Source organism: Sphingomonas sp. RS6 (assembly GCF_054489705.1).
The window spans coordinates 89,440-115,745 of the sequence record NZ_JBTMWM010000010.1 but is presented as its reverse complement, the minus strand read 5'-3'; the positions used below and the strand labels follow the sequence as shown (position 1 = coordinate 115,745).

The window sequence follows — 26,306 nt, the reverse complement described above, 5'->3', positions numbered from 1 at the left end:
GATCAGAATTTGAGCGTCACGCCCGTGAAGAACGTCCGCCCGTACGGGTCGTAGGTGGACGGATAGGTGTTCGCCTGTTCCTGGTTGTCGCCGAGGAGCGGCGGCTTGCGATCGAACATGTTGTTCATGCCGATATTCCAGGTGAACGTCCGCGCAACGTCGATCGCGGCCGACAGGTCGAAATAGTCATATGCCTTAATATGATCGACCGAATAGCCGCCGCTATCGTCATCGACCGCCGACAGGTGGCGCCACGCCAGCGACAGCGTGAGCGGATCGGCGTCCCAGGTCGCACGACCAGCCAGCTTCCACTTGGCGTAGGGATTGCCGCAGGTAAGGCCAAACTTGCCCGCGCAATCGATCTCCAGCGCGCTCAACCCAGCGATCGGCGTATAATCCCAGGCGATCAGCCGAGTGCCGCTCAGCCGTAGCGCCAGGTTGCTCTCACCCTGGTTGATGCCGAAGCCAAGCGGCACCGAATAGCGCGCCTCGAAATCGATGCCGCGCGTTTTCACCCCGCCCGAATTGGACAGATAATCGAGAGCGCCGCTGATCGCATAGCTGTTCGAATCGCGCGGCAACTGGCTGCACATGCTGGCGTTATAGGCCGTCCAGCCATTTTCTTCGTCGCCATAGCAGGCGGTGATGATGTTCGTCGTGCCGGCTGCGACGATATAATTGTCGATCTTGATCCGGTAATAATCGACGGTGAACGAGAAGCGCGGCAGCACCCGCGGCTGGAGCACGAGGCCAACCGTATAGGTGTTGGCGGTTTCCTCGCGCAGGTTCGGGTTACCGCCGTTGATCGAATCGATCTGCGTGCTCCCGGCATTGAGGTCCGTGCCCAGTGCGCTTTCGGCAACGCCGGTGGCGAGGCAGCTTGCCTTCAGATTGGCGTTGGTGACCGCCGCTGCGAGCGAGCACGGATCGGACGCCGATTCGAAGTTTTGCGACTGACCGCTGTACAGGTTCGACACGGTCGGTGCCCGCACTGCGCGCGAGAACTGGCCGCGCAGCGTGATGTCGGCGATCGGCGCCCACATCAGGCCGCCCGAGAAGGTGTTCACCGACTTCGCCGCCGTCGAGTAATAGGAGTAGCGATAGGCGCCGTTGAACGACAGCTGGTGGACCAACGGCTTGTCCTTCAGCAGCGGCACGTCGATTTCGGCGAACAGCTCCTTGACGTTGTAGCCGCCCGAAAGCCCGTCGCTGGCGTTAAAGCCGACGACATCGCCCGAGGACAGCGCTTCGTCAGGATCATAGCTGCCATATTCGTCGCGATATTCGGCGCCGAACGCGATGCCCGCCGGGCCGGCGCCCAGATCGAACAGGTTGTTGTTGGTGATCGCGCCGCTCGCCACCTTTTCGGTGATCGTCGATGCGTTGCGCGTGGTGATCGAGATGAAGTCAGCCGCCTCGCTGCTGATGTTGCCCGCACCGAAAATGTTCAGCGGCACACAACCGTTGCTGGTGTCCGAGCACACCAGGTTGCCTGAAGAGTCATAGGTCGTCCGCAGTGCCTGATTGACCCGGCTGCGCGATACGTTGCCGATCTGGTTTTCGACCTGCTTGGTCTTCGCATAGCTGAAATAGGCGTCGTAGTTCCAGTCGCCGCTAATGTTGCCCTTGGCGCCGATCACGCCGCGATAGGCCTTGCTGTCGACGTCGGAAATGCGATTGCCGACCTCGGTCATGCGGCGCGCGATGGTCGCCGTCGTATAGCCGTCGCCATCGGTATCGTAGCTTTGAAGCAGCGCCTGCGAGCCGGCCGAGAGGAACGAGGAGTCGTTGTCGATCGAAACCGATCCGGTGAACGGCGTCGGAGCGAGCTGGTTCTGCACCTTGTTATGAATGTACTGCCCCTCGGTGTAGAGCGTCAGATGATCGCTCACATCGAAGTGGGCCTGGCCGCTGAGCATGTAGCGCTCCTGCGGGACCTGAAGATAATTGTACGGTGCGTAGTTATAGAGATCGCCCGGCGTCGAGTAGGCCGAATAGCTGCCGTCCTGTTCGAACTTGCGGTTGACGCCGCTGATCGCGAAGCGCGTGCCCGGAATCGAGCCCGATCCACCCGCGACCAGGCCGCCATCGCCATCGTCGGTCAGGGCGGTTGCGGAATAGCTGCGGTCACCCTGAAGGATGCCGTTCCGCTTCGTATAGTCGCCATAGAGCGTGATGTTGCCCCGCCCGCCGGCAAAGTTTTTGCCGATCAGCAGGTTGGTGTTGAACGTGCCGCCATCGCCTTCGCCGGTCAGGCGATAGTTGGCGTTCGCGGTGACGCCTTCATAATCCTGCTTGGTGATGAAGTTGATGACGCCGGCAACCGCGTCCGATCCATAGACCGCCGATCGCCCGCCGGTGACGATCTCGACACGCTCGAGCAGCGCGGTCGGAATCGTATTGAGGTCGACGATCTGAGAGCTGTCATACGAGACATAGCGGCGCCCATTGACGAGCACGAGCGTTCGCACCGCGCCCAAGCCGCGCAGATCGGCGGTGGAAACGCCGCCGCCGGGGTTATTCGACGCTCCGGTCAGGCTGGGCACCAGCTGCGGCAGATCCTTGATGATGTTCTCGACGTTGACCTGACCCGAAAGCGACAGTTCCTGCGCGGAAACGACCGTGACCGGCGCAGCATTCTCGAGATTCGGATTGGTCAGGCGCGACCCCGTGACGAGGATCTCGGCCGGCTGGTCGGAATCTGTGGCCTGGCTCTGCTGCGCGTGCGCGGCGATGGGCAAGCCCATCAGCAGCGTGGACGCCAGCAGATAGCGGTGGACGGATTTTTTCACGGAATACTCCCTCTTTGCACATCCCGCGCCGGTGAGCCGGCCGCTGGGACAAGCCGCAAAAAGGGAGGGCGAACGTCTCGATGCCGCTTCAAGACATTTCCGTGACAGTAACAATCGAGAGATGGCCACGGGCTGTTGCGCTGCAGCAACAGTTGGGCAGCACGACTACACGGTGATCAGCGACACTGCCTCGAACCGATCCCACAAGCCGACCACGCCCGCGCGCCAGCACGTCACCGCCCCGTCGCCGACGATCACCCACAGCCGGCCATCGGGTGCCGCCATCGCAGCGTCGGTTGCGGATGGGGTCGAATCGCCGTTGGGGTGCGAATGCCAATAGCCGATCAGTCCTGACCCACCTGCCCGTTCCGCCCGCAGCGCGGCGAACAATGCGGCGGGATCAATCTCGAACCGGTTCGTGGGCGTTTCGGCGACGTTCCAAGCCTCGCGAAAGCTCGCGATCGTGCCGGCGTCACCGAACAGCAGGCCGCATGCCTCGTTCGGCATCGCTGCCGCCGCGGCTTTTTGCATACCGATCAGTACACATCTTGAAATCGCGATGCTCATCCCCAAATTCCGTAAAACATGAATCAGGGGGTTTCCATCATCGAAGCGCGTATCGCCGAGGCTGCCAATGGATGGCGACTCGATCGCGCGCTTGCGGAGGCGTTGCCAACGCTGTCACGCGAACGGATCAAAGCGCTGATCTCGTCCGGCGCGGTGGAAGGCCCCGATGGTCAGGTTCGCGATCCGGCGCGAAAGGCAAGCGCCGGCGCGCTGTTCCGCCTCGCCATTCCCGATCCGACGCCCGCCCATAATGTCGCGCAGGACATTCCGCTGAACGTCGTGTTCGAGGACGAGCACCTGATCGTGATCGACAAGCCGGCCGGACTGGTGGTTCACCCCGCCGCCGGCAATCTCGACGGTACGCTGGTCAACGCGCTGCTTCATCACTGCGCCGGGCAATTGTCCGGAATCGGCGGGGTGGCGCGGCCCGGGATCGTCCACCGGATCGACAAGGATACGTCCGGCCTGATGCTCGCGGCCAAGCATGATCGCGCACATGAAGGGCTGGCTCGCCAGTTCAAGGCGCATTCGATCGACCGCCGCTATCGTGCGATCGCGGGCGGGCGCGTGCTGATGGCGGGCGGCACCGTCGATGCGCCGCTCGCGCGTTCGCCAAGCAACCGCAAGAAGATGGCGATCTGCGCGCCCGGTCAGGGCAAGCACGCGATCACGCATTGGACCAATATTCACCAGCTTCGCGATGCTGCGCTGATCGAATGTCGGCTCGAAACCGGACGGACGCATCAGGTGCGCGTCCATATGGCATCGATCGGCCATGCGTTGTTGGGCGATCCTCTATATGGAAGTATGCGTTCCCCACACCGCCAACTTCTGGCAACCTTGGGTTTCAAACGTCAGGCCTTGCATGCGGCCCGGCTCGGGTTCATCCACCCGATAAATGGTAACGCTTTGGCGTTTGAAAGCGAAATACCTGCAGACATGCAGGAACTGTTCAACCAGCTTATCGTATGAAGAATGTCGCGCCGCGGTTTGTTGAGGACGGGCGCTACGAGAAAGGGAGTGATGATCATGGCTAGCGGCAGCAACGTCCCAGCGACGATTCCCGCGCTCGGCGGCGAGGCGAGCCTCAATCGCTATCTGGCCGAGATCAAGAAATTTCCGATCCTGAGCCCCGAGCAGGAATATATGCTCGCGAAGCGCTTTCAGGAGCATGGCGATACCGACGCGGCAGCACAACTCGTCACCTCGCACCTGCGCCTCGTGGCGAAGATCGCGATGGGCTATCGCGGCTATGGCCTGCCGGTGTCGGAGCTGATTTCCGAAGGCAATATCGGCCTGATGCAGGGCGTGAAGAAGTTCGAGCCCGATCGCGGCTTCCGCCTCGCCACCTATGCGATGTGGTGGATTCGCGCCTCGATTCAGGAATTCATCCTGCGGTCGTGGAGCCTGGTGAAGATGGGTACCACCGCCGCGCAGAAGAAGCTGTTCTTCAATCTTCGCCGGATGAAGGCCAAGCTCGACGCGTTCGAGGATGGCGATCTCTCGCCCGAGCATCTCGCCAAGATCGCCACCGATCTGGGCGTGACCGAGGAAGAGGTCACCTCGATGAACCGTCGCATGGCGATGGGCGGGGATACCTCGCTCAACGTGCCGATGCGCGAGGATGGCGAGAGCCAGTGGCAGGACTGGCTGGCCGATGAAGGCCCGCTGCAGGACGAAGCCGTTGCCGACGCGCAGGAAGCCGATGTCCGCCACGACATGCTCGTTTCGGCGATGGAAGACCTGAACGATCGTGAAAAGCACATCCTCACCGAACGCCGCCTGACCGACGATCCCAAGACGCTCGAGGAACTGAGCCAGGTGTATGGCGTCTCGCGCGAGCGCGTCCGCCAGATCGAGGTCCGCGCGTTCGAAAAGCTGCAAAAGGCGATGATGCGGCTCGCCGGCGATCGCCGCCTGCTCGCCACCCACTGATCGGGCAGGGCGGTTTGCTGGCGGATTGCAGCGACCGCCCTTGCTGGGGCATGGGGGCGTGGTGACGATGAATCGTGCCCGCTCCTTCCAACCGCCGCGCCGCCGACGCGCTACCCGCACCCGCAAGCCGTGGTGGCGCCGCCTGTTCGTGCTGCTGCTCAAGATCGCGCTCGGCTTCGTGCTGCTGTCGCTCGCGATGACCCTGCTCTATCGTTTCGTACCGCCCCCGATCACCTGGACGATGATCGGCGACATTGTCGGCGGGCATGGCGCGACGCGGCAATGGATGCCGCTCAGTCACATCGATCCCAGCATGGCGCGCGCGGCGATTGCGGCCGAGGATTCGCGTTTCTGCCAGCATAACGGCTTCGACTTCCAGGCGATCGAGAAAGCGTATCAGCGCAATGCAAAGGGCGGCCACGTCATTCGCGGCGGATCGACGATCACCCAGCAGACCGCGAAGAACGTCTTTCTGTGGCAGGGCGGTGGCTATTTTCGAAAAGGGCTGGAGGCGTGGTTCACGCTGCTCATCGAGAATATCTGGGGCAAGCGCCGGATCATGGAGGTCTATCTCAACGTGGCCGAGACCGGAATCGGCACGTACGGCGTGAACGCGGGCGCGATGCGCTATTTCAAGCACGACGCGTCGCGGCTCACCGACCGCGAAGCCGCGCTGATCGCGGCGGTGCTGCCGCTCCCGAAGAAGCGCGCCGCCATCGATCCGCGCGGCTATACCCGCCGCTATGGCAACAAGATCAACGCGCGGATCGGCGTTGTGGCGGGTAGCGGGCTGGATCGCTGCCTGAAGTAATCCCTTCGCCGCCCGCCACTCGCCGTTATTTTACGGCATCCTTAGCGGCGTCGCCGACATCCTTCGCCGCATCGCCGACGCTGTCCGCAGCACTCGTCACGGCTTGCGTGCGTGCTTCCTCACGGCTGTTCTGGTTGATCAGGTAAAAGGCCGCGATCGCGACGGCGAGCAGCAGCGCAACGCCGATCAGCGCCATTCCGGCACCGCCGCCGCTGCGGCGTTCGATCACCGTCGTGTGTGTCGCGCGATCACCTGCCGCGCCGTCTTCCACAATCCGTTCCGCCATGATTTTCTCTCCTCGATTGGCTGGCGATGCCAACCGAGGGGACAGGCGATTGGTTCCCCGGCGGCCGGGTTCAGAACGGCAGCTTGAAGCCCGGCGGAAGCGGCAACCCGCTCGTCATCTTGCTCATCGCCTCCTGCGATGCGGCGTCTGCCTTCACCCGCGCGTCGTTGAACGCGGCGGCGAGCAGATCCTCCAGCATCGGCTTTTCCGAAACCGCCATCAGCGAATCATCGATGTCGATGCCGATGATCCGGCCCTTGGCCGTGGCCTTGACCTTCACCAGGCCACCGCCCGACACGCCCTCGACTTCGACATTGTCGAGGCTCGCCTGCGCCTTGGTCAGTTCGGCCTGGACATTCTGTGCCATGGCCATGATTTCATCTAGGCTTTTCATCCGTCGCTCCCGGTCCTGGTCCAGCCGATCAGTTCGGCATCTGGAAATGCTTGTATCGCGGCCGCGACGATCGGGGAACGCAGCACCGCGTCGCGCTCCGCCGCTTCCTTCGCGGTCTGTTCCTCGCGCAGCGTCATCGCGGTTGCGCCTTCAACCTGCGTGATCCGCCAGTTGACGCCCGTGCTTTCCTTCAGCGCGCCGCCCAGTTCGCGGACGAAATCCTGCGGCAGCGGGCGGGCAGCGCCGAAATCGAGCTCATGTCCATCCAGCCGCACGGGCCGCAGATAATCGCGGACCTGCATCGCCAGCTGCAATCGGCGGTTGGCCTCCAGATGGTCGGCCAGTTCGGCGATCGTGGTCGGCAGCGCAGGCGCCTGCTCCGCCGATGCGGACACCGGCGCCGGCGCCGGCGGTTGCGCAACTGCCGGGGCTGCAACCGGCGCCTCGGCGTGAACGGTGACATTGCCGCTCATGATCTGCTTCGCCAGTTCGCCCGGATCGGGCATCTGCGAGGCGTGGATCACGCGCAGCAGCGCCATTTCGCATGATTCGATCGGCAGCGCGGCGCGCGCCACTTCGTCATGACCGCGCAGCAGCAACTGCCAAAGCCGGTGGAGCACCGGGAAGGATAGGCGGCTCGCCCATGCCTCCATCGCCTCGCGCTCCTCGGCCGACTGGCCGGAAAGGCGATGCGTGCCCAGCTTCACCAGCGTTACACCGTGCACCGTCTCGAGCAGTGCGCGCAGCACCGCCAGCGGATCGACGCCCAGATCATATTGCCCGCGAAGGCCCGCCAGCGCCGCCTGCGCATCACCCGCCAGCAGCATGCCGAACAGCGCCCGGTTCGCGCCGCGATCGGACAAGCCGAGCATCTGGCGAACGGTTTCCGCCTTGACGCCTTCGCCTTCCATGCCGGCATGGGCGATCGCCTGATCGAGGATCGAGAGCCCGTCGCGCGCCGAGCCTTCCGCCGCGCGCGCCACTAGCGCCAGCGCCTCGGGCTCCGCCTCGACATGCTCGGCCTCGCACACCCGGGCGAAATGCGCCGCGAGCAGTTCGGCCGGAATGCGGCGGAGGTCGAAGCGCTGGCAGCGGGACAGCACCGTCACCGGAACCTTGTTCACCTCGGTGGTGGCGAACAGGAATTTCACATGCCCCGGCGGCTCCTCCAGCGTCTTGAGCAGCGCGTTGAACGCGCTCTTCGACAGCATGTGAACTTCGTCGATGATGTAGATCTTGTAGCGCGCCGAGACCGCCGCGTAGCGCGACGCTTCGATGATCTCGCGAACATCATCCACGCCGGTATGGCTGGCGGCGTCCATCTCGATCACGTCGATATGGCGCCCCTCGGCGATCGCGCGGCACGGTTCGCAGACGCCACAAGGGTCGATCGTGGGACCGCCCTGCCCGTCCGACCCGATGCAGTTGAGCGCCTTGGCGATCAGCCGTGCGGTCGAGGTCTTCCCCACCCCGCGCACGCCGGTCAGCAGGAAGGCATGCGCCAGCCGGTCACGCCGAATCGCGTTGCCCAGCGTGGTGACCATCGCGTCCTGGCCAATCAGCGCACTGAACGTCTGCGGTCGGTATTTACGGGCAAGCACGCGATAGGCATCGGCCTTCGCGGGCTGCGGCGGTTCGTCGAGGCCAAGCAAGGAATCGGACATCATCGCCTATCTAGGGACAGCCGAAGCGTTTGTCGAAGTCCGGCACCGCGATCGCGATAGCGTCACGCGCGGCAGCGGCACTGCGCGGCCATTTCGTCAGCAGCGGACATGAGGGATGCGTGTTTGAGGAGGGTGGGAGCCGGAACGACCCGGAGCGAAATCGTTACGGCTGCTTCCTTCCGGACCTGACCGGGTTGGCGACGGCACCGTCCGCCCGACTCCCGCGGCGCATATGGGGGAAGGCTGCGCGCGAAGCAAGGGGGCGCCGGCGATCAGCCCGCGATCAGGTTCAGCCGCCACAGGATCGTTACCGCGATCACGATCAGCGCCGAAATCGCAATCATCACCGTGACGCCCGGGCCGAACCCCGTCTGCCGCATATCCCGTTCATCCAGTCGCATCGCCCAAACTCCCTTGTGTCCGGCGATCTTTCCTCTGAACGGCTGCGCGCGCCATCCGCAAAAGCCCGAAGCGCCTCCGCCCATGCCTCACCTTTGCGGTTGCAATCCGGAACAGAGCAGGCGCAACGGGCGTCGATGAGAACCGCCCGGTCGCACTCGGCAGCCATGCTGCCGCCATTTCTGGCCCTTGCCTTCGCGTCGGCACCTGCAGAAGCACAGGACGATACCCAGTCCTGGGGCTCGCTCAGCATCGCGGCGCCGATCGCACCCAGCGTCGACGCCACGCTGGAGACGCAACTCCGCCTGACCGATGACTCATCGCGGGCCGGACAGATGGTCCTGCGTCCAAGCCTGACATACAGGCTGAAGGGCGGCACCAGCGTGACGCTGGGCTATGCCTATGTCCACACCGATCCCGCCGGTCCCGCCAGCAGCGATGAACATCGGGCGTGGCAACAGATTGCCTATCGTCTGTTCCAGAACGACCACTTCACGATCGGCGGACGCACGCGGCTCGAGCAGCGGCTGGTCGAGGGTAGCGGCGATCTGGGCTGGCGTCTCCGCCAACAGCTCCGCGCCACGCTGCCGGTCGCCGATGACGGGAAGATCAAGGCCGTCCTCTGGAACGAGACGTTCGTCGCGCTCGACGATACCCGCTGGGGGCAACATGCCGGTTTCGATCAGACGCGCCTGTTCGCCGGGGTGTCACTGCCGATTGCCCGCGGCACGACGATCGAGCCGGGCTATCTCTATCAGCATATCTTTCGCGAAGGCGACGATCGCTCGAACCATGTGCTCGCCATCACCGCTCAGGCGCGGCTGTTCTGATGGCCCGGTTCAGCGATCGCGGCTGAGTTCGTCGACTTCGCCCATGATCGTGTCGAGCGCCGAACGCCCATCGGCGTTCAACGTGCTGGAACGGCGCGTCGGCAATTGCCCTTCGGTCAGCAGCGATTCCAGCGCGACGCGCCCGCGCGCGACACGGCTCTTGATCGTGCCGACAGCGACGCCACAGATTTCCGCAGCTTCCTCATAGGCGAACCCGCCTGCGCCCACAAGAATCAACGCCTCGCGCTGCGGCTGGGGCAGGTGAAGCAATGCACGCTGCATGTCGTTCAGGTCGACATGGCGATCCTGCGTCGCGGGCGCGGCGAGCAGCCGGTCGGCAACCAGATCGTCCCATTCGCCCTTGAAGCGCGCGCGGCGCATCTGACTGAGATACAGGTTGCGGAGAATGATGAACGTCCAGGCGCGCATGTTGGTGCCGGCCTGGAAGCGCTTGCGCGCCGCCCATGCCTTCAGCAGCGTTTCCTGAACCAGATCGTCCGCGAGATCGCGGCTGCCCGACAGCGAACGGCCGAACGCGCGGAGATGCGGGATCACCTGCGCAAGCTGGATCTTGAACTCAGGATCGGACAGCGAAACATGCTCAGGCGCCGCATGCTGCGGCGTGGCTGCTGCCTGTTCCGACTGGTTAGATTCGGTCATGCATCCCCGTTCGGTTACGCGCATGTTGTCGCACTGTGGAATAAAGCCGGGGGCTGCCACCGCCTCGGTCAGCGTCAACGCCATATGGTCCTGACCGCCGCTTAAACCAACAGGATAATGGCAAAAATCACGACGACAAGAAGCAGACTGACGGCCAGTACATAGCGCGTCACGCCTGGCGTCGTGCCTGCGCGAGCACGATCGGTCGAGATATGGGCGGGTTTTTCCTGCTCAGCCATGTCCTATCAACACGCCAGAACCGTTTTGGCTCCGTATCAGGTGGAACCCGCCCAACTTTTTTTCACGCCGGACTTCAGGCGGGAATGGTTGCCTCGTCAAAGAACAGCGCCTGACTGATCGTCGTCTTCACCGTTTCGCGCTGGAACGGCTTGGTGATGAGGAAGGTCGGCTCAGGGCGTTCGCCGGTGAGCAGCCGTTCCGGGAAAGCAGTGATGAAGATCACCGGAACGCTGAACTGGGCCAGGATGTCCTTCACGGCGTCGATGCCCGAACTGTCGTCGGCGAGCTGGATGTCGGCCAGCACCAGTCCGGGGCGATCCTCCATCGCCAGCGCAACCGCTTCGTCCCGCGTCACGGCAACACCGGTCACGTCGTGGCCCAGATCGCGCACGATCTGCTCGAGATCCATCGCGATCAGCGGCTCGTCCTCGATGATCATCACGCGGGTCCGCGTCTGGCGCTCGATCTCGGCCACCGCCTCAGCAACCAGTTCGGCAACGCGATCGGCGCTTTCGCCGATCAGATAGCCGGTATCTTCGGGCGTGAAGCCTTCGACCGTCGTCAGCAGCAATGCCTGGCGGGAAAGCGGCGCCAGCTTGGCAAGCCGCTTGCGGGCGATCGATTCGTCGTCATTGGCGTCGACGCCGTCATTTTCGCCGCCGTCCCACTGCGACGATTGCCAGATCGCCTGGAAGGTGCGGTACAGGCCAAGCCGCGGATCGACGTCGCGGGGGAACTGATCGGGCGCGGCCACGATCGCTTCGAGCGATGCACGAACATAGCGATCGCCATCGGCCTGGCTGCCGGTAAGCGCACGACCGTAACGACGCAGCAAGGGAAGGTGCGGCGCAAGTTGCTGACCAAGCGACATGATCTGATATTTCTCCATCGAGTGCCGCAGCAGCTTTCGTCCCGCCACGGTCTAATTTCAATCGATTCCGACGCCCGAAGGAACCCCTCCCCGGATTTCGCATCGTTCGTGGAACAATCAAGAGCGTGTTTGGTTTCATCCCCCGACCGGTCGGTCCGCTTATCATCACGCCGCGTGCTTGCGCTCGGCGCCATTGGCGGTATTCGGGGCGCCGGGCCGTGATTGTCGCTTTTTGTCCGTTTGTCCGGATAGTTTGAGCCCTCAGGGGGGAATTGGTGCGTTCCGCGAAAGACCATCAGAAAAAACCGCCGAAAAATCCGGGCGGAGAAGAGGCAAGCCGCCCCGACCGCGTGGTTGGCGACGCATTGCGCCAGGCGTATGACGAGGCCTTGCAGGAGTCTATTCCGGACGATCTGCTCGACCTGCTGAAGAAGCTGGATTAACCCTTCACGAATGGAAAGATCGGAATCCGAGCGACGGCCCCGGGGTTTCTCGGCGGCCGTGGCGCGCCTGCCCACGGGCGCAAAAGTGTTCCTCATTCTCGTCGGTGCGCTGCTTCCCCTTGCCCTGATCGCGCTGTTCACCACGATGCGGACGACCCGCACGGCCGTCGATGAAACCAATGCGAAGCTGAGTGCGGCCGCCAGCGAGAGCACAGGTGTGCTCGAAACGCTGTTTGCCAACCACGTTGCCCAGCTGCGCGATACGCTCGGCGCGCTCGAGCGCGATCCGAACGATGCCGCCAGTTGCATGCGGCTGGCGGGCACCTATGCCGCACAGCGCAATGCCCGCTTCGTCGTTCGCGATGCCAGGGGCCGGTCGCTTTGCGGCGAGCCCTTGGCGTCAGTGACGCAGGGGAAGGCCGTGGCCTCGCCCCAAGGCGACATCCGCGCCACGCTCGTACCCGGCGGGCTTTTGATTCAGATACGCGGAGACGCGGGCGGGGTCGCCTCGGCCTTTTATCCGCGCGATCTGCTGGCATCGCTGGCGCGGCCCAGCGGCTTTGTGCCTGATTACGGTGCCGCACTCCTGCAGGGGTCAAATCGCCTGACGCTTCGTGCGCTGGCCTCGCGCCCCACGCTCGACAGGCAACAGACCGAACGAACCCGTCTGGGCGTCGGGGGTCTCGAATTCGAAATGGCGATGCCGGGCGTACCCGTTACGTCGCCCTTGGTCATCGCCACGGTGCTGCTGGTGCTGATGTGGATCGCGGCGGCGGCGATCGGCTGGTTCGTCGTCAACATCCTGCTGATTCGGCCGCTTCGTCGACTGCGCACGAGCGTCGCCAACTATCAGCCCGGCGAAGTGATCGACACGCAGCGGCTCGGCCCGATCCCGGCACAGGAGATCCGCGACCTAGGCGAGACCTTCACCGAGATCAGCCGCACGGTACGCGCGCACGAGGCCGATCTTGCCGAGGGGCTGGTCCGCCAGACGCGACTGACGCGCGAAGTGCATCACCGGGTGAAAAACAATCTCCAGGTCATCTCCAGCCTGATCAACTTCCATGCCCGCGGCGCCCAGGGGGCGGAGGCCGGCGAAGCCTATGCGTCGATCCAGCGGCGCGTGGATGCGCTGGCGGTGGTTCACCGCCATCACTATGCGGAGATGGAAGAAACGCGCGGGCTGGAACTACGGTCTGTCGTCGGCGAGCTTGCCGCCAATCTGCGCGCGACGGCGCCGGCGACTTCACGCGGCATGGCGATCGGCATCGACATCGAATCGCTGCTGGTGAACCAGGATGTGGCGATCGCCGTCGCATTCCTGCTAACTGAAATCGTCGAACTGGCAATGGGGTGCAATCCGGAAGCCAAGATCCGCATTTCGATTAAGACGGCAGACGACGAAAGCCGCGCCACGCTGCGGGTGTCCTCTCCGGCCCTGGTCGACAGCCCCGCCTTCGAGGCCCTGGTCGAGCAGCGTTATGGTCGCGTGCTGCTCGGCCTGGCGAGGCAGTTGCGCACGCAGCTCCACCATGATCCGCTGGTCGGTGCCTATGAAGCGACGATGCTGATTAACGGGCGCCCCTGAACGCCATTTCGCCGACCATCAAAAAAAGATTCCGTGCCCGGGAACCGGGATCGAAGGGCGGCGTTCTTAGGTGCGGATAGCGACCTTTGCCCCCCCGCTCTCGCTATCCAAGACATGGGCCCGGAAGCGTCAACCCTCCCCCCCCCGGTGACGCTTCCGGGCTTATTCATTTTCACCCCCATCACTGGATCGCCGGGCGGACGCCATTCGTCGCGGACGGCGTTTGCCGTGAGTGCGGACGCGGAACGATTTTGCCCGGTCCTGCATTAATCCCCGGTCCCTCAGGGCGTTTAGGAGATAGTTCAATGCGTAAGATTTTTGCCTGCGCCGCGCTCGCCAGCATGTTCATGATTTCGGCCTGCAACACCATCGAGGGTGCAGGCAAGGACGTCGCCTCCGCGGGCGACACCGTCGCCAAGACGGCTGACGACGCCAAGTAAGACGAACCACCACTGCACCAGCGCTGCGATGCCGTGCCCAAGGCCGACATCGCAGCCTGACCTTCCCGGAAATTACAGCACCGCCCGCCGATGCCGCCAACTTCAGGCCGCGTCGCCGCTCGCCTCATCGACGTTATCGTCGGCTACGGCCTTTTCACGGCGCCGGCGCGTGAACCAGATCGCGCCGAGCGCCAGAAAATACAGTGCGATCAGCGGCCCCGCGAGCAATAGCTGCGATCCAACGTCGGGTGGGGTCAGCACCGCTGCAATGCCCACGGCTCCCACTACCGCATAGCGCCACGCGCCCTTCAGCTGCTCATAGGTAACGATGCCGGCATGTTCGAGCAGCATCAGCAGCACCGGCAGCAGGAACGACAGTCCGAAGCCGAAGATGAACTGCATCACGAACTTCAGATAATCGTTGACGTCGGGCAGCGCCTCCTGCCGCACGCCGGTATCGCCCACCAACCCCTGGAAACTCAGCAGGAACTGGAGCGCCACCGGTATGGCGACGAAATAGGCCATGCACGCACCGGCGATGAACAGCACCGGCGTCGCGAGCAGGAACGGCAGCAGCGCCTGCTTCTCCTTGCGGTACAGCCCCGGGGCAACGAACTGCCACAGCTGGTTCGCGACCACCGGAAACGCGATCATCAGCGCTGCGAAAAACGCGACCTTGATCTCGACCACGAAGCCGCCGAACACCTGCGTATTGATGATCTTTTCCTGCCCGGCAGCCTTAAGCGGCGCGACCAGCACCGCGAAGATCCGGCGCGAGAAATAGAGCGAGCCACCGAAGGCGATCGCCAACGCGACCAGCGACCAGAGCAGCCGGCGGCGCAGTTCGATCAGATGCTCGAGCAGCGGCGCCTGGGTGTTGTCGATTTCGTCGGCGGAGGACCGGCTCATGCGCGCGGCTCCTCGACCGAGGAAGAGGGGGCGTCCTGCGCGGACACGGGAGCGTCAGCAGCGGCGGCCCCCCGTACCTCCACGGCCGCCGGCTCGCCCGCTGGCTCCGGCTTCAGTTCCGGCTGCGGCGTCATCACCGGCCCCGGCTCTTCGCCGGCAATCGCTTCCGGCGCGTCCGGCGCAGGCAGCGAATTGGGCGGGTACTGGCGCATGATCCGCTCATTCTCGGCGGCCCATTGCTTCTCCAGCTCGGCCAGTTCGGCCTCGCGCATCATCGTATCGAAACCGGAACGGAACTGGCGGGCCACACCGCGCGCCCGGCCGACCCATTTGCCCACCACGCGCATTGCGCGGGGCAGGTCCTTCGGGCCGATCACGAGCAACGCCACCACGGCAACCAGCAGCAATTCCGTCGGGGCGACGTCCAGCATCCGACCAAGGCCTCATGCACGCCCGCGGGCGGGCGCACCTATTCTGATGAACAAACGGAGAGGCGGCTCAGCGCTGCTCTTCGCGGCTATGCTCGGCTTCTGCCTTGAAGGCGGGGTCCGGCGCGGGCTTACCCTCGATGCGGGTCGCCTGCTTGGGCGCCTCGTCATCCTCGGCCATGCCCTTCTTGAAGTTCTTGATGCCCTTCGCCACGTCGCCCATCATGTTCGAAAAGCGACCGCCGCCAAGCAGCAGGATCGCAACGACGCCGAGCACCAGCCAGTGCATCAGGCTCAGACTACCCATGAACAATCTCCTTAACTTCCTGCCTATCTAGGCCTGATGGGGGCGCACGGCAACGGTTGATGGTGCCGGCGATACCGGCAGCCGACTCTGTCAGTCGCGCCTAATCGTCGTCGATGACAGTTTCGCGTTGATCCTCGTCGGCCTGATCGCCCTCGCCGCCCTCCCGATCGCGTTGCTCGAGCGCGAGATCGACCGGATCGAGCAGGCCCGCCGCTTTCAAATCCTCGATCCCCGGCAGGTCACGGCGGCTGGCCAGCCCGAAATGGCTGAGAAAGCCCGACGTCGTCGCATAGGTGAGCGGCCGGCCGGGCACCTCGCGCCGCCCCGCCGGCCGAATCCAGCCCGCCTCCATCAGCACGTCGATCGTGCCCTTGGAGATCTGGACACCGCGAATCGCCTCGATCTCGGCGCGCGTCACCGGCTCGTGATAGGCGATGATCGCCAGCGTCTCGATGCCGGCGCGGCTCAGCTTGCGGCTGTCCTCGCGATCCCGCCGCAACAGATGGGCGAGATCGGCCGCCGTCTGGAAATGCCAGCGCCCGCCGCGTTCGACCAGTTCGATCCCCCGCCCGGCATAATGCGCGGAAAGCGTCGCCAGCACATCGGACACGCCGATCCCGGGCCCCACCTGCAGGCGAATCTCCTCGATCGTGAGCGGCGCTTCGGCAGCGAACAGAACAGCCTCGACCGCGCGGACCGGATCGTCCGGCCCGATCATGGCTGCGCCGCCCGCAGATAGAGCGGCGCGAACGGCGCCTGCTGGCGCAGCTCGATGCGCCCCTGCCGCGCGAGCTCGAGCGCGGCGAGAAACGAGGACGCCAGTGCCGAACGCCGATAGCTGCCCCGCGCGCCATCCGGCAGGAAGCTTTCGATCGTGCGCCAGTCGATGTCCACGCCGATCAGCCCGGACACGCGCGCGATCGCCTCTTCCAGCGTCATCACATCACGCTGTGCCACCACGTGCATCACCGGCCGGGTGCGTGCGCTGATCCGGCCATAAGCGGCGATCAGGTCATAGAGTTCGACGTTCCACCGCGCCTGGCGGACGACGCGCAGCCCCTCCGGCGCACCGCGTGGAAACACATCGCGGCCCATGCGATCGCGCGCGATCAGCCGCGCGCCCGCCTCGCGCATCGCATTCAGCCGTTCGAGCCGGAGCTGCAGCCGCAGCGCCAGTTCCTCCGGGCTCGGCGATTCCTCCGGGTTGCGCGGCAGCAACAGCGCCGATTTCAGATAGGCGAGCCACGCCGCCATCACCAGATAATCAGCCGCCACTTCCAGCTTCAGCGCACGCGCCTCGCCCATATAGCGCAGATATTGTTCGACCAGTTCGAGGATTGAAATCCGGCGCAGGTCCACCTTCTGCGTGCGGGCAAGCGCCAGCAACAGATCGAGCGGCCCTTCCCAGCCCTCGACCTCGATCGTCAGGATGTCGTCGCCCGCCTCGCTCACCATCGGAGTTAAGCAGAGGCGCCGGGCGCTGTCATGCCCCGCGCGTGCTTATGCCAGCGCCAGCAGCGCGTCGCGCGTCTCGAGCAGCGCGGCCATCTCGGCATCCTCCGGCCCGTCGGCGATCGTCGCCATCGCCCGCTCAAGCCGCTGCCGGCACGCATCGGACGCATCGGGCAGCGTCGCGGCAATATCGATCATCTCCGGCATCCGTGCCCAGCAGTCGAGCACCACGTCGCAGCCGGCGGCAATCGCGCCGGCCGCCTTTTCGGCAGGCGTACCGCTCAGCGCCTTCATGTCGATATCGTCGCTGAACAACAGGCCGTCAAAGCCGATCCGGCCGCGAATGATCTCGCCGATCACGCGCGGCGACAGCGTCGCCGGGCGATCCGCGTCCCACGCCTCGAACACGACATGCGCCGTCATGCCCATCGGCGCGTCGGCCAGTCGTGCGAACGGCGCGATGTCGTCGGCCAGCGCCGTCTCGTCGGCAGCAACCCGTGGGAGCGTCAGATGGCTGTCGACCAGCGCGCGGCCATGCCCGGGCATGTGCTTGACGACGCCAACCACGCCGCCGCGACGCAGCCCGTCGAGCATCGCCTGCCCGAGCGCGGCGACGCGCATCGGCTCGCCGCCCAGCGCGCGGTCGCCGATCGCATCGGTAACGTCGGGCTGGCGGACATCGAGCAGCGGTGCGCAATCGACTGTCACGCCGACGGCATTCAGCATCCGCCCCAGCGCCTGCCCGTTCACGCGCGCCGCCTCGATCGCGGAAATCGGCGCCTTGTCGTACAGCGCGTCGAAAGCCGCGCCGGCTGGAAATGCCGGCCACACCGGTGGCTGCATCCGCGCGACGCGCCCGCCTTCCTGGTCGATCAGGATCGGCAGGTCGGCCCGGCCGCTCAGCTCGCGCAAGCTATCGGTCAATGCCAGCATCTGCGCGGGATCGCCGCAGTTGCGCTTGAACAGGATGTAGCCGAGCGGGTTCGCCTCACGAAAGAAGGCGCGCTCCTCGTCGCTCAGCGCCAGTCCGGCGATACCAAAAATGACAGGCTTCATCGCGCCTGCCTAGCGGATCACGGCGCGGGCGCAAATGCCCCGCTGCACCGACCCCGCCCCTTCAGCTCGCTACGAAGCAGCGCTCACCCGCCACCTTCAGGCGCCCGCAGATCTCACGGGCCTGGCCGTTGCTGCCGGTATTGACGCGCAGCCGGTAGAAGGTCTTGCCGGCCGGATCGACATAGCGCTCCACCGATTTGCCGAACGGCTCGAGATACGCAAACCGCTTGGCCAGCCGCACCCATGCGATATTTGCCGCGCCCTCGCTCGGAAAGGCGCCAAGCTGGACCAGCGATCCCGATCCCGCACCCAGCGATGGCCCGTCGGGCGCCTTCGTCGCACGCGACAGGGTCGCGATCGGTTCGGCCTTGGGCAGCGGAATGGTGGCGCGATTCGTCGGCTGCGTCGGCGCCTTGGCCGGCTTCGGCGCGATCCGTCCTTCGACGGGCGCCTCGGGGAGCGCGGCGACATTGATGCTGGCGTTGCTCGCGGCGCCCTGGCTGGTGCGGAACACCGTGTCGCCTTCGCCGTCCACGCGCATGCCGCCCGGTTCCTCGGGCTTGATCTTGTAGTCGCCGGGCGGCGCCGGGATCAATTCGCCATTGCCGCCCTGCCCCCCCTGTGTCCGGTGCCACACGAGCAGCGCGGCGACCGCACCGAGCAGGATCAGCCCCGCGAAGACGAGCAGGAACACGCGCCCGCGACGCGGCTCCTCATATGCATCCTCGACCGTTTCCAGCCAGGGAAGGCGCTCGTCGGAATCGTACCTGCCGTCGGCACCAATGCCCATCGCTTCACATCTCCTCGGCGGCCTCGACGCCGATCAGCGTGAGCCCATTTGATATGATTTGCCCGATCGCCCTGCCCAGCGAAAGCCGCGCCCGGGTCCGCGCCGGCTGCTCGGGATCGACGATCCGGCCGGCGGGCTCCAGAAAGCAGCGATCATGCACGGCCAGATACCCGATCGACAAGTCGCTGATAAAGCCGGCGATCCTCTCGGGCGCCGCATGCAATGCGGCCTGATCGAGAATCGCCGGAAACCATGCGGCGCTACGCACCACCGCATGCTCGTCTGTGTCAAGCAGGGACAGGTCTTCGGGGCTTGCATCGCCCAGCCCGCACTCCTGGGCATGGCGGTCGTTCCGGGCGATCCGGGCGGAGACATAATGCACCGCCAGCACGCGATTTCGCGCAGACAGGTCGAGCAGGCGCGCCATATCGATCGAAATCGGACGCGCGGCAGCGTCCATCAGCATTGCGTGGCGAAGCAGGTCTGCGCCAGCGAGCGCGAGCGCGTCATCCAGCCCGATTGGCGCGTCCCGCAACTTCAGTTCGACCGGGCCAGCCGCCGGAACAGCCATCACGCCATCGGCTGCCGCCGGCGCCGTCGGCGCACCAGCAAAGTCGATCATCCGCGCGATCGAAGCGGCAACGGCCGCCGAGCGAAAATCGTGCGGCGCGGCAGTCGTGACGGTGGGTTGCAGATGCCCGATCGACTCACGCGCGCCATAACGGTTTCCCGCCGCTGCGATCACCGACAATTCTGACAGCAGCGCCGCATCGGCGATCCTGACGTTGACGAAACCGGGCGTCGCAATCGTTGCCGCGGCGATATCCGGGGACATCCGCATCGCATCGGCGATCGCCGCCGCGATCGCCATCGACTCACCAGCGCCGGCCGCGGCGAGCAGCATCGCCGCATTGATCGCCAGATCGCCGTTGCGCTCGCCCCGAACGGGCGAAAGCGTCACCCTTTCCGCGCACCAACCGGCAGGTGCCAGCGGCTCGATGGCGGCAGTCAGCCGCGCGATCAGGCGTGCGTGAAGCGACATGGGCGAACAGGCAAAGGCACGCGGTTCCTTTGGCGCAGTTGCCGCGCTGCGTCACCTATGGGCGACGTCAAAGCGCCCCAACATGGGGCGATTGCGTTCACTGCAACCTTGAGTACCGATCTTTGCGGTTGCCGATCATGGTGCGTTGCAACATTTTTGGTCGCAAGAACACAAGAAGGATGCCGATCTGGCTCTTTTCGCATCACGAAGGAGAAAGATCGTGACCCGTTTTCTGATTGCTGTCGCCGCCACGCTTTTCGTTGCAACGCCCGCCTTCGCCAAGGATGACGAGCGTAGCTTCACCCGCGATGGCGTGACCTATGTCTACACCTCGACCACCAAGGGCAATGCCCAGATCCTCGAGGGCGTCGCCAAGCCGGACAACGCGAAGTTCCGCCTCGTCGTCCGCAATGGCTGGGTCGAAGGCGTCGCCGCCGGTTCGCGCGTCTCGTTCCGCGTGCCGGAGCAGAAGGAAATCCAGCTCGCCCAGCGCTGAGCCTTCCGCACCAAAAGATCAAACCCCGCGGCCGCCTGGGCGACCGCGGGGTTTTTTCATGGGCCGGCAGGCCAGGCTCAGGGGGGGGCGTCTTACTCCTGTCCAGTGGCGAGTGCAGCGCCACCGGTCTGCCGGTCCATGATCTTGTTCGCTTCTTCCACGCGCTTGGCGGGCATCATGCCCTTGCCTGCCTGGTGATGGTGCCTTGCCTCGGTCGGCGCGCGATCACGCATGCGCCAGGTCACGACATGGCTCTTGCCCGCCGGCATCCAGACACGCTGGTGCGTTTCGTGCAGCGACTGCGCGGCGGCAGGCATTGCTACAATCGTCGTCGCCAGAGCAAGTGCAACAAGCTTCACGTTGGCGTCCTCTTCCAAATCCCGTTGAACAGGATTTAGCAACGCCGGTTTGCCGTCGACTTGCTCCTCAGTAACAAAGCGTTTCTTGCAAAGACCAGGCCACCCAGCAACACTTTGTTACAGTCCCGCCATCAATCAGCCACACGGCGCTGGGAGGATTTGATTTCCGGAAGGATAGTTATCCCACGCAGGTGCTGCGCGAGAGATGGGTGCCGTCCGGACGCAGGAAGGAACATTCGCCAAATAAAGGGGAATGTTCATGAAAAATTATCTGGGCGCGGCATTGTTGTTGCTCGCCACCACCTCTCCCACGCTCGCCCAGGAAGCCGAGCCCGCTCCCCCGGTTACCGTTTCCGGCAGCGTGGCGCTTGTTTCTGACTATCGCTTCCGCGGCGTTTCTCAGACCGACGAGGAAATGGCCGTGCAGGGCGGCCTCACCGTTTCGCACAAGAGCGGCCTTTACGGCGCGGTCTGGGCCTCGAATCTGGCCGGCTGGGGTACGTTCGGCGGATCGAACACGGAACTCGATCTCGTCGGCGGGTTCAAGACACCGCTCACCGATGCCGTTTCGCTGGACGTCGGCCTCACCTGGTACATGTATCCGGGCGGCGCATCGAAGACCGACTTTGCCGAACCCTATGTCAAGCTGAGCGGCACGGTGGGGCCTGTGTCGGCGCTGGTCGGCGTGGCCTATGCACCATCGCAGCAGGCGCTGGGCAACTGGAGCGCGACCCCTGAAAGCCGTGAAGGCGACAAGGAAGACAATTTCTACATTTGGGGCGATGTCAGCACCGGCGTTCCCAACACACCGGTCACGGTGAAGGCGCATCTCGGCTATTCGGACGGCAATCCCGGACTCGGCCCGAACGGCACCAGCGTTGCGCCAACGGGTAGCTATGCCGATTGGCTGATCGGCGCCGATCTCGCACTCGGGCCAGTGGTGCTTGGCGTCGCCTATGTCGATACCAGCATCACGCGTGCAGATAGCGCCTATCTACTGCCCAATTTCGCCAGCACCAAGGACGGCTCGTCGATTGCCGCCGGCCAGGTGGTGTTCTCGGTCAGCGCCGCCTTCTGAGGCTGGTCAGAATGCGTCGGGAAGATCGATGTCGCCCAGGATCTCGCGATAGCGGGCAATGGCGTAGCGGTCGGTCATCCCGGCGATGAAATCGGCGATGTGGCGGCTGCGCGCAGGTTCGTCCGCGGGCACCGCTGCACGCCATTCCGGCGGCATCAGCGCCGGATCGGCGGCATAGGCATCGAACAGGCCGGAGACCACCCGGCGCGCCGATTCGGCAGCCGCCAGCTGGCTGGGATGGTGGTACAGGTTGGCGTACATGAACCGCTTCAGCTCGCGTTCGTCCTCGCGCATCGCATCGGAAAACCCGGACAGGCATTCGCCGGCGGCGCGAACGTCGTCCACGGTTTCCACGCCCGAACGCGTGATCCGCGACCGGGTCTCGCGCATCAGATCGTTTACCATCGCGCCGATCTGCGACCGCGTCAGCTCACCGGTCAGCCGCTTCGCCGGTACGCCGGGAAAGCGCGCCTCGACATTGCGCCATGCCGCCGCGATCATCGGAACGGACAAGAGCTGATCCAGCGTCAACAGCCCCGCGCGCAACCCGTCGTCAATATCGTGATTGTCATAGGCAATGTCGTCGGCGATCGCGGCCACCTGCGCCTCGAGCGACGGCCAGCTGTCGAGTTCGAGCGGAAATTCGCGGTCCGCCGCCGCAAGCGCCCATTGCGGCTGGGCGATTGGGCCGTTGTGTTTGGCAAGCCCCTCCAGCGTGTCCCAGGTGAGGTTCAGGCCGTCCCAGCCCGGATAGGGGCGTTCGAGAAGCGTCAGCGTGCGCAGCGTGTGTCCGTTGTGGTCGAACCCGCCCTTGCCGGCCAGCGCCGCCTCCAGCGCATCTTCGCCAGCATGCCCGAACGGCGGATGGCCGATGTCGTGCGCGAGGCACAGCGCCTCGGTAAGGTCCTCGTTAAGGCCGAGCGTTCGGGCAATGGCCCGCCCGATCTGCGCGACTTCCAGGCTGTGCGTCAGCCGCACGCGGAAATGATCGCCGTCCGGTGCCATGAACACCTGCGTCTTGTGGCGTAGCCGGCGGAAACTGATCGAATGGATGATGCGATCACGGTCCCGCTGGAACGCGTCGCGCGGGCCGCGTGCGCCGCCGCCGGTTTCGGGATGGCGACGGCCGCGGGATTGTCCGGGCAGACAGGCCCAGGAAGAATAAGCTTTCACGCCGGCTCCCCTAGCGCGTCACGCACCGCTTGTCGAAGGGTCAGGGTGCGAGCCGCGTCACCTTCTGGCCGGGTTCGCTCGTGAACACGAACGCCGAAACGCCTTGCTTCGCCAGCATGTTGACGAAGGTCTGCGCCTCGTCGGCGGTCTTGAACGGGCCGGTGAGCAGCCGGTTGGTCGCCCGCAACGGGGTCCACCAGCCGGACTTACCCTTGAATGCAGCCGGCGCCTTGGCGACGACCGCCTTCCACGCTCGCGGCAGCATCGTCTCGTTGGCGCCGCCCGCGACCTGAACCCAGACGCGCGCCGGATCGGCTTTGGCCAGATCGGGCTTCTTGGGCGCCGGCTTCCTGGGTGCGGGCTTGGCCGCGACGGGCTCCGCCTTTGGCGGGGGCGCCTTTGCGACCGGCTCGGCGCGGCCCGCCGCCACGACAGGCCCGGTCGCCTTTGTCGCGGGTGCCGCCTGCTGGGCCACGGATGCTTGCGGAGGACGTCGCGTCAATTCCAGCTCCTCGCCCGGAATCGTGATGCCCGACATGATCGACGCGAGCGCACTCGCCTCCGCAGGCGTTCTTGCGGGCCGCTGCAGCGGGGGGGACGCAAGCGCTGGTGCTGGGCGAGTGGCGACCGCTGCCGGCGCTGGCGTTGGCCTCGGCGCCGGGGCCTGAGCTGTCTCGATCGGGCGCCCCGCTGCGGGTGCCTCCGCCGCCTTGCGGGGCGGGACGAGGGTGTTCGGCTCGGGTCGAGGGCTGGCGGCCACCGCCGGTCGCGCAGCCGGCGCAACTGCCGCTGCGGCCGGCGCTGTCGCTATCGTCCGCCCGCGTCGCCCAGATCCGCGTGTCGCGCCCGTGGCCGGTGCCGGGGGCACGACCGCCGCCTGAGCCGGCCTGATCTCAGGCGTATAGGGCGGCAAGGTTGGTGCCTGCCGCGCGTCCGCCAGCCTGGCCTTGCTCGGCGAAAGCTCGCCGAAATGCACGGCGAAGGCGCGATCCGCGGGCGGCATGCGCTCCAGCCGCCGGAAGAACGGCAGCATCTCCTTGCCCAGATTACCCGGCATCATCGTCGCAGCGATCTTCTCGGCACCCGCCGTGTCGCCGTTCATCGCGAGGATGAACGCCCGGGCCCGCCACGCCGGCCGATCTTGTGCCCGTACCAGTGGATCGAGTTCGCGCAGCGCGCCCGCCATGTCGCCGCTGATCCCGAGCGACAGTGCGTAGCGACGCACCACCTCGTCATTGCGCCGCTGCGAAAGCGCCAGCCGATAGTCGCGCTGCGCCAGAAGCGGCTGGCCGAGCAGATCATAGGCAAAGGCCCGATCGGCCGCATATTCGCGCGGATCGACGCCGCGCGCCTCCGCCTGCTGGAACAGGCGAAGCGCCTCGCCGGGCCGCTCCGTTCGCACCAGCACCGATGCTCGCCCGTTCAGGATGCGTGGATTGGTGGCATCCACCGCCTCGGCCCGCTGGAAAAAGGCGAGCGCCCCGGCATAGTCGCCCAGCCTGGTGCTCAGCTGACCGGCGGCGAGCAGCGCATCCACGTCGCGCGGGTTTTCGGCCAGCACGCGCATCTGGATGGCGAGCGCGTCGGCGAGCGGGTTGCGCTGCTGGACGATTTCGGTCTGCGCACCGGCGCTTGTCGCAGGCAACGCCACCACCGCGGCCGCGCCCAATAGCAGGGGAGAGAATCGGATCATGCCAAACCGGTTCTGCGCCGGGCGCACTGAACCGCCAATGAGCCGCCGCCCCCGGGCACGGCGAACCGGGCCCCGGAGGCGGCGAGCATGTTACTGATTGTTCTGGCTGCGCAGGAAGCGCGGGATGTCGAGCGGATCCTTCTCGTCTTCCTCGACCGCCTTGCTGCCGCGCGAAGCGGACGCCATCCGCTCGAACAGCGTACCGCCGCTCTTCGCGCGCGCCGGGCGGGCATCGCCGGCATCGTCGTCGCCGCCGGTCAGCCAGCGCCGACGTCCGGCCGGTGCCTCTGGTGCAGGGGTGGCGATCGGCTCGGGTGCAGGTGCCGGGTCCGGTACCATCGCCTCGGCGCCGAGCAGCAGTTCGTCAGGCTCTTCTGCGGGCGGCGGCGCCGCCGGCTCCTGGCTCAGCGGCTGCGGTTCGGCAGCGGGCACGGGCGCCGCGATTTCGGGTTCCGCGCTGACGTCGGGCTCGGCCGCAACGTTCGGCGTCGGCGTCGACGCCGGTGCGGGCTCGACCGAAGGGCTGCGACGCGGCGTGGAGAAGGAAAAGACACGCGGCTGCTCGGTCGGTGCCGGGCGGTTCTCGGCGCTCGCATCGATGCCGGTAGCGACCACCGACACGCGGATGCGGCCTTCCAGCTCCGGGTTGAATGCCGAACCCCAGATGATGTTGGCATCGGGATCGACCAGTTCGCGGATATGGTTCGCGGCTTCGTCCACCTCGAGCAGGCGCATGTCCTCGCCGCCGGTGATCGAGACGATCACGCCCTTGGCGCCGTTCATGCTCACACCGTCGAGCAGCGGGTTGGCGATCGCCTTCTGCGCGGCGACGAGCGCGCGGTCGTCGCCGTCCGCCTCGCCGGTGCCCATCATCGCCTTGCCCATTTCCTGCATCACCGAGCGGACGTCGGCGAAGTCGAGGTTGATGAGGCCGGGCATGACCATCAAGTCGGTGATGCCGCGCACGCCCTGCTGCAGCACCTCGTCGGCCATCTCGAACGCTTCCTTGAAGGTCGTGTTCGCGTTGGCGATCAGGAAGAGGTTCTGGTTCGGGATAACGATCAGCGTGTCGACATACTTCTGCAGCTCATCGATGCCGGCCTCGGCCGATTGCGCGCGGCGCTTGCCTTCGAACGCGAACGGCTTGGTGACGACGCCGACGGTCAGGATGCCCATGTCGCGCGCGGCCTTGGCGATCACCGGCGCCGCGCCGGTGCCGGTGCCGCCGCCCATGCCGGCGGCGATGAAGCACATATGCGCGCCTTCGAGCGACTTCTGGACCTGCTCGATCGTCTCCTCGGCCGCCGCACGGCCGATCTCGGGCCGCGATCCGGCACCCAGCCCCTGCGTGATCTTCGCGCCCAGCTGGATGCGCTGCGGTGCGCTCGACTGCTTCAGCGCCTGCGCATCGGTGTTGGCGACCAGGAACTCGACGCCCTGAACCTCGGCACGGATCATGTTGGCGATGGCGTTGCCACCCGCGCCACCGACGCCGATCACGGTGATCTTGGGCGTCAGCTCGTCCACGTCGGGCGGAAGGAAATCGATACTCATTCTATGGTCTCCCGAGGCTGCACGTCGGCGACGACGCACTGCCGTTTAT

The 26,306-nt window shown here is 65.5% G+C and carries 30 protein-coding genes and 1 other RNA gene; 9 read left to right on the top strand and 22 right to left on the bottom strand.

Annotated features, from left to right (window positions below; genetic code table 11):
* Nucleotides 1–2: 2 nt before the first annotated feature.
* Together ACX40Y_RS15885 and ACX40Y_RS15880 are read right to left on the bottom strand one after the other, a co-directional pair.
* Nucleotides 3–2,792: a TonB-dependent receptor gene (locus tag ACX40Y_RS15885; RefSeq protein WP_459120536.1), complete on the bottom strand. Its 2,790-nt coding sequence runs from the start codon at nucleotides 2,790–2,792 to the stop codon at nucleotides 3–5.
* Nucleotides 2,793–2,957: 165 nt separating this feature from the next.
* Nucleotides 2,958–3,323 carry a M67 family metallopeptidase gene (locus ACX40Y_RS15880; RefSeq protein WP_459120535.1) on the bottom strand — a complete coding sequence of 122 codons (366 nt, stop codon included), beginning with the start codon at nucleotides 3,321–3,323 and terminating at the stop codon, nucleotides 2,958–2,960.
* A gap of 54 nt (nucleotides 3,324–3,377) precedes the next feature.
* Between ACX40Y_RS15880 and ACX40Y_RS15875 the strand changes: the two genes are divergently transcribed.
* The 3 genes from ACX40Y_RS15875 to mtgA all read left to right on the top strand — a co-directional run bounded on the left by ACX40Y_RS15875 (nucleotide 3,378) and on the right by mtgA (nucleotide 6,105).
* The gene (locus tag ACX40Y_RS15875; RefSeq protein WP_459120534.1) at nucleotides 3,378–4,331 is read left to right on the top strand and encodes an RluA family pseudouridine synthase; all 954 of its coding nucleotides are present in this window, start codon (nucleotides 3,378–3,380) and stop codon (nucleotides 4,329–4,331) included.
* A gap of 57 nt (nucleotides 4,332–4,388) precedes the next feature.
* Entirely contained in the window at nucleotides 4,389–5,294 is a 906-nt protein-coding gene (gene rpoH / locus ACX40Y_RS15870) for an RNA polymerase sigma factor RpoH (protein ID WP_459120533.1), read from the top strand.
* A gap of 67 nt (nucleotides 5,295–5,361) precedes the next feature.
* The gene (mtgA, locus tag ACX40Y_RS15865) at nucleotides 5,362–6,105 is read left to right on the top strand and encodes a monofunctional biosynthetic peptidoglycan transglycosylase (protein ID WP_459120579.1); all 744 of its coding nucleotides are present in this window, start codon (nucleotides 5,362–5,364) and stop codon (nucleotides 6,103–6,105) included.
* 25 nt (nucleotides 6,106–6,130) lie between these two features.
* Here the strand turns inward: mtgA and ACX40Y_RS15860 are convergent, their stop codons facing one another.
* The 5 genes from ACX40Y_RS15860 to ACX40Y_RS15840 form a co-directional block, all read right to left on the bottom strand.
* Nucleotides 6,131–6,391 (bottom strand): hypothetical protein, encoded by a 261-nt coding sequence (locus ACX40Y_RS15860; RefSeq protein WP_459120532.1) that lies wholly within the window; start codon nucleotides 6,389–6,391, stop codon nucleotides 6,131–6,133.
* Between the two features lie 70 nt (nucleotides 6,392–6,461).
* Complete coding sequence (locus ACX40Y_RS15855) at nucleotides 6,462–6,785, bottom strand: YbaB/EbfC family nucleoid-associated protein (RefSeq protein ID WP_459120531.1); 324 nt, start codon at nucleotides 6,783–6,785, stop codon at nucleotides 6,462–6,464.
* Nucleotides 6,782–8,449, bottom strand: coding sequence for a DNA polymerase III subunit gamma/tau (locus tag ACX40Y_RS15850; RefSeq protein ID WP_459120530.1), 1,668 nt, complete (start codon nucleotides 8,447–8,449; stop codon nucleotides 6,782–6,784). Before ACX40Y_RS15850 ends, ACX40Y_RS15855 begins: the two co-directional genes overlap by 4 nt.
* A 128-nt stretch (nucleotides 8,450–8,577) precedes the next feature.
* Nucleotides 8,578–8,675: signal recognition particle sRNA small type (gene ffs, locus ACX40Y_RS15845), an RNA gene on the bottom strand.
* Nucleotides 8,676–8,721: 46 nt separating this feature from the next.
* On the bottom strand, nucleotides 8,722–8,850 hold the full coding sequence (locus tag ACX40Y_RS15840) for a hypothetical protein (RefSeq protein ID WP_459120529.1): 129 nt from the start codon (nucleotides 8,848–8,850) through the stop codon (nucleotides 8,722–8,724).
* A gap of 135 nt (nucleotides 8,851–8,985) precedes the next feature.
* Here ACX40Y_RS15840 and ACX40Y_RS15835 point away from each other — a divergent pair, with 135 nt between their 5' ends.
* Nucleotides 8,986–9,678: a DUF2490 domain-containing protein gene (locus ACX40Y_RS15835; protein ID WP_459120528.1), complete on the top strand. Its 693-nt coding sequence runs from the start codon at nucleotides 8,986–8,988 to the stop codon at nucleotides 9,676–9,678.
* A gap of 9 nt (nucleotides 9,679–9,687) precedes the next feature.
* Here ACX40Y_RS15835 and ACX40Y_RS15830 read toward each other — a convergent pair whose 3' ends face one another.
* The 3 genes from ACX40Y_RS15830 to ACX40Y_RS15820 all read right to left on the bottom strand — a co-directional run bounded on the left by ACX40Y_RS15830 (nucleotide 9,688) and on the right by ACX40Y_RS15820 (nucleotide 11,449).
* On the bottom strand, nucleotides 9,688–10,338 hold the full coding sequence (locus ACX40Y_RS15830; RefSeq protein ID WP_459120527.1) for a sigma-70 family RNA polymerase sigma factor: 651 nt from the start codon (nucleotides 10,336–10,338) through the stop codon (nucleotides 9,688–9,690).
* Between the two features lie 101 nt (nucleotides 10,339–10,439).
* Nucleotides 10,440–10,577: a hypothetical protein gene (locus ACX40Y_RS15825; RefSeq protein WP_459120526.1), complete on the bottom strand. Its 138-nt coding sequence runs from the start codon at nucleotides 10,575–10,577 to the stop codon at nucleotides 10,440–10,442.
* 74 nt (nucleotides 10,578–10,651) lie between these two features.
* Nucleotides 10,652–11,449, bottom strand: a complete 798-nt coding sequence (locus ACX40Y_RS15820; RefSeq protein ID WP_459120578.1) for a response regulator — start codon at nucleotides 11,447–11,449, stop codon at nucleotides 10,652–10,654.
* Between the two features lie 275 nt (nucleotides 11,450–11,724).
* Here ACX40Y_RS15820 and ACX40Y_RS15815 point away from each other — a divergent pair, with 275 nt between their 5' ends.
* From ACX40Y_RS15815 to ACX40Y_RS15805, 3 genes are all read left to right on the top strand, one after another.
* The gene (locus tag ACX40Y_RS15815) at nucleotides 11,725–11,892 is read left to right on the top strand and encodes a NepR family anti-sigma factor (protein ID WP_459120525.1); all 168 of its coding nucleotides are present in this window, start codon (nucleotides 11,725–11,727) and stop codon (nucleotides 11,890–11,892) included.
* 85 nt (nucleotides 11,893–11,977) lie between these two features.
* Nucleotides 11,978–13,480, top strand: a complete 1,503-nt coding sequence (locus tag ACX40Y_RS15810) for a sensor histidine kinase (RefSeq protein WP_459120524.1) — start codon at nucleotides 11,978–11,980, stop codon at nucleotides 13,478–13,480.
* Between the two features lie 305 nt (nucleotides 13,481–13,785).
* Nucleotides 13,786–13,920, top strand: a complete 135-nt coding sequence (locus tag ACX40Y_RS15805) for an entericidin A/B family lipoprotein (protein WP_459120523.1) — start codon at nucleotides 13,786–13,788, stop codon at nucleotides 13,918–13,920.
* 102 nt (nucleotides 13,921–14,022) lie between these two features.
* Here the strand turns inward: ACX40Y_RS15805 and tatC are convergent, their stop codons facing one another.
* The 8 genes from tatC to ACX40Y_RS15765 form a co-directional block, all read right to left on the bottom strand.
* Nucleotides 14,023–14,829, bottom strand: coding sequence for a twin-arginine translocase subunit TatC (gene tatC / locus ACX40Y_RS15800; RefSeq protein WP_459120522.1), 807 nt, complete (start codon nucleotides 14,827–14,829; stop codon nucleotides 14,023–14,025).
* Complete coding sequence (gene tatB / locus ACX40Y_RS15795) at nucleotides 14,826–15,260, bottom strand: Sec-independent protein translocase protein TatB (protein WP_459120521.1); 435 nt, start codon at nucleotides 15,258–15,260, stop codon at nucleotides 14,826–14,828. The genes tatC and tatB overlap by 4 nt, the downstream gene beginning before the upstream one ends.
* A gap of 67 nt (nucleotides 15,261–15,327) precedes the next feature.
* A complete protein-coding gene (locus tag ACX40Y_RS15790) occupies nucleotides 15,328–15,564 on the bottom strand; it encodes a twin-arginine translocase TatA/TatE family subunit (protein ID WP_459120520.1) in 237 nt (78 codons plus the stop codon).
* Nucleotides 15,565–15,664: 100 nt separating this feature from the next.
* Nucleotides 15,665–16,282, bottom strand: coding sequence for an SMC-Scp complex subunit ScpB (gene scpB, locus ACX40Y_RS15785; protein ID WP_459120519.1), 618 nt, complete (start codon nucleotides 16,280–16,282; stop codon nucleotides 15,665–15,667).
* Nucleotides 16,279–17,019: a segregation and condensation protein A gene (locus tag ACX40Y_RS15780; RefSeq protein ID WP_459120518.1), complete on the bottom strand. Its 741-nt coding sequence runs from the start codon at nucleotides 17,017–17,019 to the stop codon at nucleotides 16,279–16,281. Before ACX40Y_RS15780 ends, scpB begins: the two co-directional genes overlap by 4 nt.
* A 45-nt stretch (nucleotides 17,020–17,064) precedes the next feature.
* Nucleotides 17,065–18,072, bottom strand: coding sequence for a beta-N-acetylhexosaminidase (gene nagZ, locus ACX40Y_RS15775; protein ID WP_459120517.1), 1,008 nt, complete (start codon nucleotides 18,070–18,072; stop codon nucleotides 17,065–17,067).
* Between the two features lie 61 nt (nucleotides 18,073–18,133).
* Nucleotides 18,134–18,862 carry an SPOR domain-containing protein gene (locus tag ACX40Y_RS15770; RefSeq protein ID WP_459120516.1) on the bottom strand — a complete coding sequence of 243 codons (729 nt, stop codon included), beginning with the start codon at nucleotides 18,860–18,862 and terminating at the stop codon, nucleotides 18,134–18,136.
* 4 nt (nucleotides 18,863–18,866) lie between these two features.
* A complete protein-coding gene (locus ACX40Y_RS15765; RefSeq protein ID WP_459120515.1) occupies nucleotides 18,867–19,904 on the bottom strand; it encodes a DALR anticodon-binding domain-containing protein in 1,038 nt (345 codons plus the stop codon).
* A 220-nt stretch (nucleotides 19,905–20,124) separates the two neighbouring features.
* Here ACX40Y_RS15765 and ACX40Y_RS15760 point away from each other — a divergent pair, with 220 nt between their 5' ends.
* Nucleotides 20,125–20,400 (top strand): hypothetical protein, encoded by a 276-nt coding sequence (locus ACX40Y_RS15760; protein WP_459120514.1) that lies wholly within the window; start codon nucleotides 20,125–20,127, stop codon nucleotides 20,398–20,400.
* Between the two features lie 92 nt (nucleotides 20,401–20,492).
* On the opposite strand, the gene ACX40Y_RS15755 is transcribed toward ACX40Y_RS15760, so the two are convergent.
* Nucleotides 20,493–20,759, bottom strand: coding sequence for a hypothetical protein (locus tag ACX40Y_RS15755; RefSeq protein ID WP_459120513.1), 267 nt, complete (start codon nucleotides 20,757–20,759; stop codon nucleotides 20,493–20,495).
* Nucleotides 20,760–21,018: 259 nt separating this feature from the next.
* Between ACX40Y_RS15755 and ACX40Y_RS15750 the strand changes: the two genes are divergently transcribed.
* Nucleotides 21,019–21,837 (top strand): TorF family putative porin, encoded by an 819-nt coding sequence (locus ACX40Y_RS15750; RefSeq protein ID WP_459120512.1) that lies wholly within the window; start codon nucleotides 21,019–21,021, stop codon nucleotides 21,835–21,837.
* Between the two features lie 6 nt (nucleotides 21,838–21,843).
* On the opposite strand, the gene ACX40Y_RS15745 is transcribed toward ACX40Y_RS15750, so the two are convergent.
* The 3 genes from ACX40Y_RS15745 to ftsZ form a co-directional block, all read right to left on the bottom strand.
* Nucleotides 21,844–23,010, bottom strand: a complete 1,167-nt coding sequence (locus ACX40Y_RS15745) for a deoxyguanosinetriphosphate triphosphohydrolase (protein ID WP_459120511.1) — start codon at nucleotides 23,008–23,010, stop codon at nucleotides 21,844–21,846.
* A gap of 40 nt (nucleotides 23,011–23,050) precedes the next feature.
* Complete coding sequence (locus ACX40Y_RS15740; RefSeq protein WP_459120510.1) at nucleotides 23,051–24,703, bottom strand: tetratricopeptide repeat protein; 1,653 nt, start codon at nucleotides 24,701–24,703, stop codon at nucleotides 23,051–23,053.
* A 90-nt stretch (nucleotides 24,704–24,793) separates the two neighbouring features.
* Nucleotides 24,794–26,257: a cell division protein FtsZ gene (ftsZ, locus tag ACX40Y_RS15735; RefSeq protein WP_459120509.1), complete on the bottom strand. Its 1,464-nt coding sequence runs from the start codon at nucleotides 26,255–26,257 to the stop codon at nucleotides 24,794–24,796.
* Nucleotides 26,258–26,306 lie beyond the last annotated feature (49 nt).

What these genes read in the sequence shown, in the direction of transcription:
- ACX40Y_RS15750 (WP_459120512.1), top strand. Translation starts at nt 21,019, where the DNA reads ATGAAAAATTATCTGGGCGCGGCATTGTTGTTGCTCGCCACCACCTCT.
- ACX40Y_RS15850 (WP_459120530.1), bottom strand. Translation starts at nt 8,449, where the DNA reads ATGTCCGATTCCTTGCTTGGCCTCGACGAACCGCCGCAGCCCGCGAAG.
- ACX40Y_RS15830 (WP_459120527.1), bottom strand. Translation starts at nt 10,338, where the DNA reads ATGACCGAATCTAACCAGTCGGAACAGGCAGCAGCCACGCCGCAGCAT.
- ACX40Y_RS15840 (WP_459120529.1), bottom strand. Translation starts at nt 8,850, where the DNA reads ATGCGACTGGATGAACGGGATATGCGGCAGACGGGGTTCGGCCCGGGC.
- scpB (WP_459120519.1), bottom strand. Translation starts at nt 16,282, where the DNA reads ATGATCGGGCCGGACGATCCGGTCCGCGCGGTCGAGGCTGTTCTGTTC.
- tatC (WP_459120522.1), bottom strand. Translation starts at nt 14,829, where the DNA reads ATGAGCCGGTCCTCCGCCGACGAAATCGACAACACCCAGGCGCCGCTG.
- ACX40Y_RS15740 (WP_459120510.1), bottom strand. Translation starts at nt 24,703, where the DNA reads ATGATCCGATTCTCTCCCCTGCTATTGGGCGCGGCCGCGGTGGTGGCG.
- ACX40Y_RS15790 (WP_459120520.1), bottom strand. Translation starts at nt 15,564, where the DNA reads ATGGGTAGTCTGAGCCTGATGCACTGGCTGGTGCTCGGCGTCGTTGCG.
- ACX40Y_RS15770 (WP_459120516.1), bottom strand. Translation starts at nt 18,862, where the DNA reads ATGGGCATTGGTGCCGACGGCAGGTACGATTCCGACGAGCGCCTTCCC.
- ACX40Y_RS15875 (WP_459120534.1), top strand. Translation starts at nt 3,378, where the DNA reads ATGAATCAGGGGGTTTCCATCATCGAAGCGCGTATCGCCGAGGCTGCC.
- ACX40Y_RS15855 (WP_459120531.1), bottom strand. Translation starts at nt 6,785, where the DNA reads ATGAAAAGCCTAGATGAAATCATGGCCATGGCACAGAATGTCCAGGCC.
- ACX40Y_RS15820 (WP_459120578.1), bottom strand. Translation starts at nt 11,449, where the DNA reads ATGTCGCTTGGTCAGCAACTTGCGCCGCACCTTCCCTTGCTGCGTCGT.
- ACX40Y_RS15780 (WP_459120518.1), bottom strand. Translation starts at nt 17,019, where the DNA reads ATGGTGAGCGAGGCGGGCGACGACATCCTGACGATCGAGGTCGAGGGC.
- tatB (WP_459120521.1), bottom strand. Translation starts at nt 15,260, where the DNA reads ATGCTGGACGTCGCCCCGACGGAATTGCTGCTGGTTGCCGTGGTGGCG.
- ACX40Y_RS15860 (WP_459120532.1), bottom strand. Translation starts at nt 6,391, where the DNA reads ATGGCGGAACGGATTGTGGAAGACGGCGCGGCAGGTGATCGCGCGACA.
- ACX40Y_RS15805 (WP_459120523.1), top strand. Translation starts at nt 13,786, where the DNA reads ATGCGTAAGATTTTTGCCTGCGCCGCGCTCGCCAGCATGTTCATGATT.
- ACX40Y_RS15835 (WP_459120528.1), top strand. Translation starts at nt 8,986, where the DNA reads ATGAGAACCGCCCGGTCGCACTCGGCAGCCATGCTGCCGCCATTTCTG.
- ACX40Y_RS15825 (WP_459120526.1), bottom strand. Translation starts at nt 10,577, where the DNA reads ATGGCTGAGCAGGAAAAACCCGCCCATATCTCGACCGATCGTGCTCGC.
- ACX40Y_RS15880 (WP_459120535.1), bottom strand. Translation starts at nt 3,323, where the DNA reads ATGCAAAAAGCCGCGGCGGCAGCGATGCCGAACGAGGCATGCGGCCTG.
- ACX40Y_RS15765 (WP_459120515.1), bottom strand. Translation starts at nt 19,904, where the DNA reads ATGTCGCTTCACGCACGCCTGATCGCGCGGCTGACTGCCGCCATCGAG.
- ftsZ (WP_459120509.1), bottom strand. Translation starts at nt 26,257, where the DNA reads ATGAGTATCGATTTCCTTCCGCCCGACGTGGACGAGCTGACGCCCAAG.
- rpoH (WP_459120533.1), top strand. Translation starts at nt 4,389, where the DNA reads ATGGCTAGCGGCAGCAACGTCCCAGCGACGATTCCCGCGCTCGGCGGC.
- mtgA (WP_459120579.1), top strand. Translation starts at nt 5,362, where the DNA reads ATGAATCGTGCCCGCTCCTTCCAACCGCCGCGCCGCCGACGCGCTACC.
- nagZ (WP_459120517.1), bottom strand. Translation starts at nt 18,072, where the DNA reads ATGAAGCCTGTCATTTTTGGTATCGCCGGACTGGCGCTGAGCGACGAG.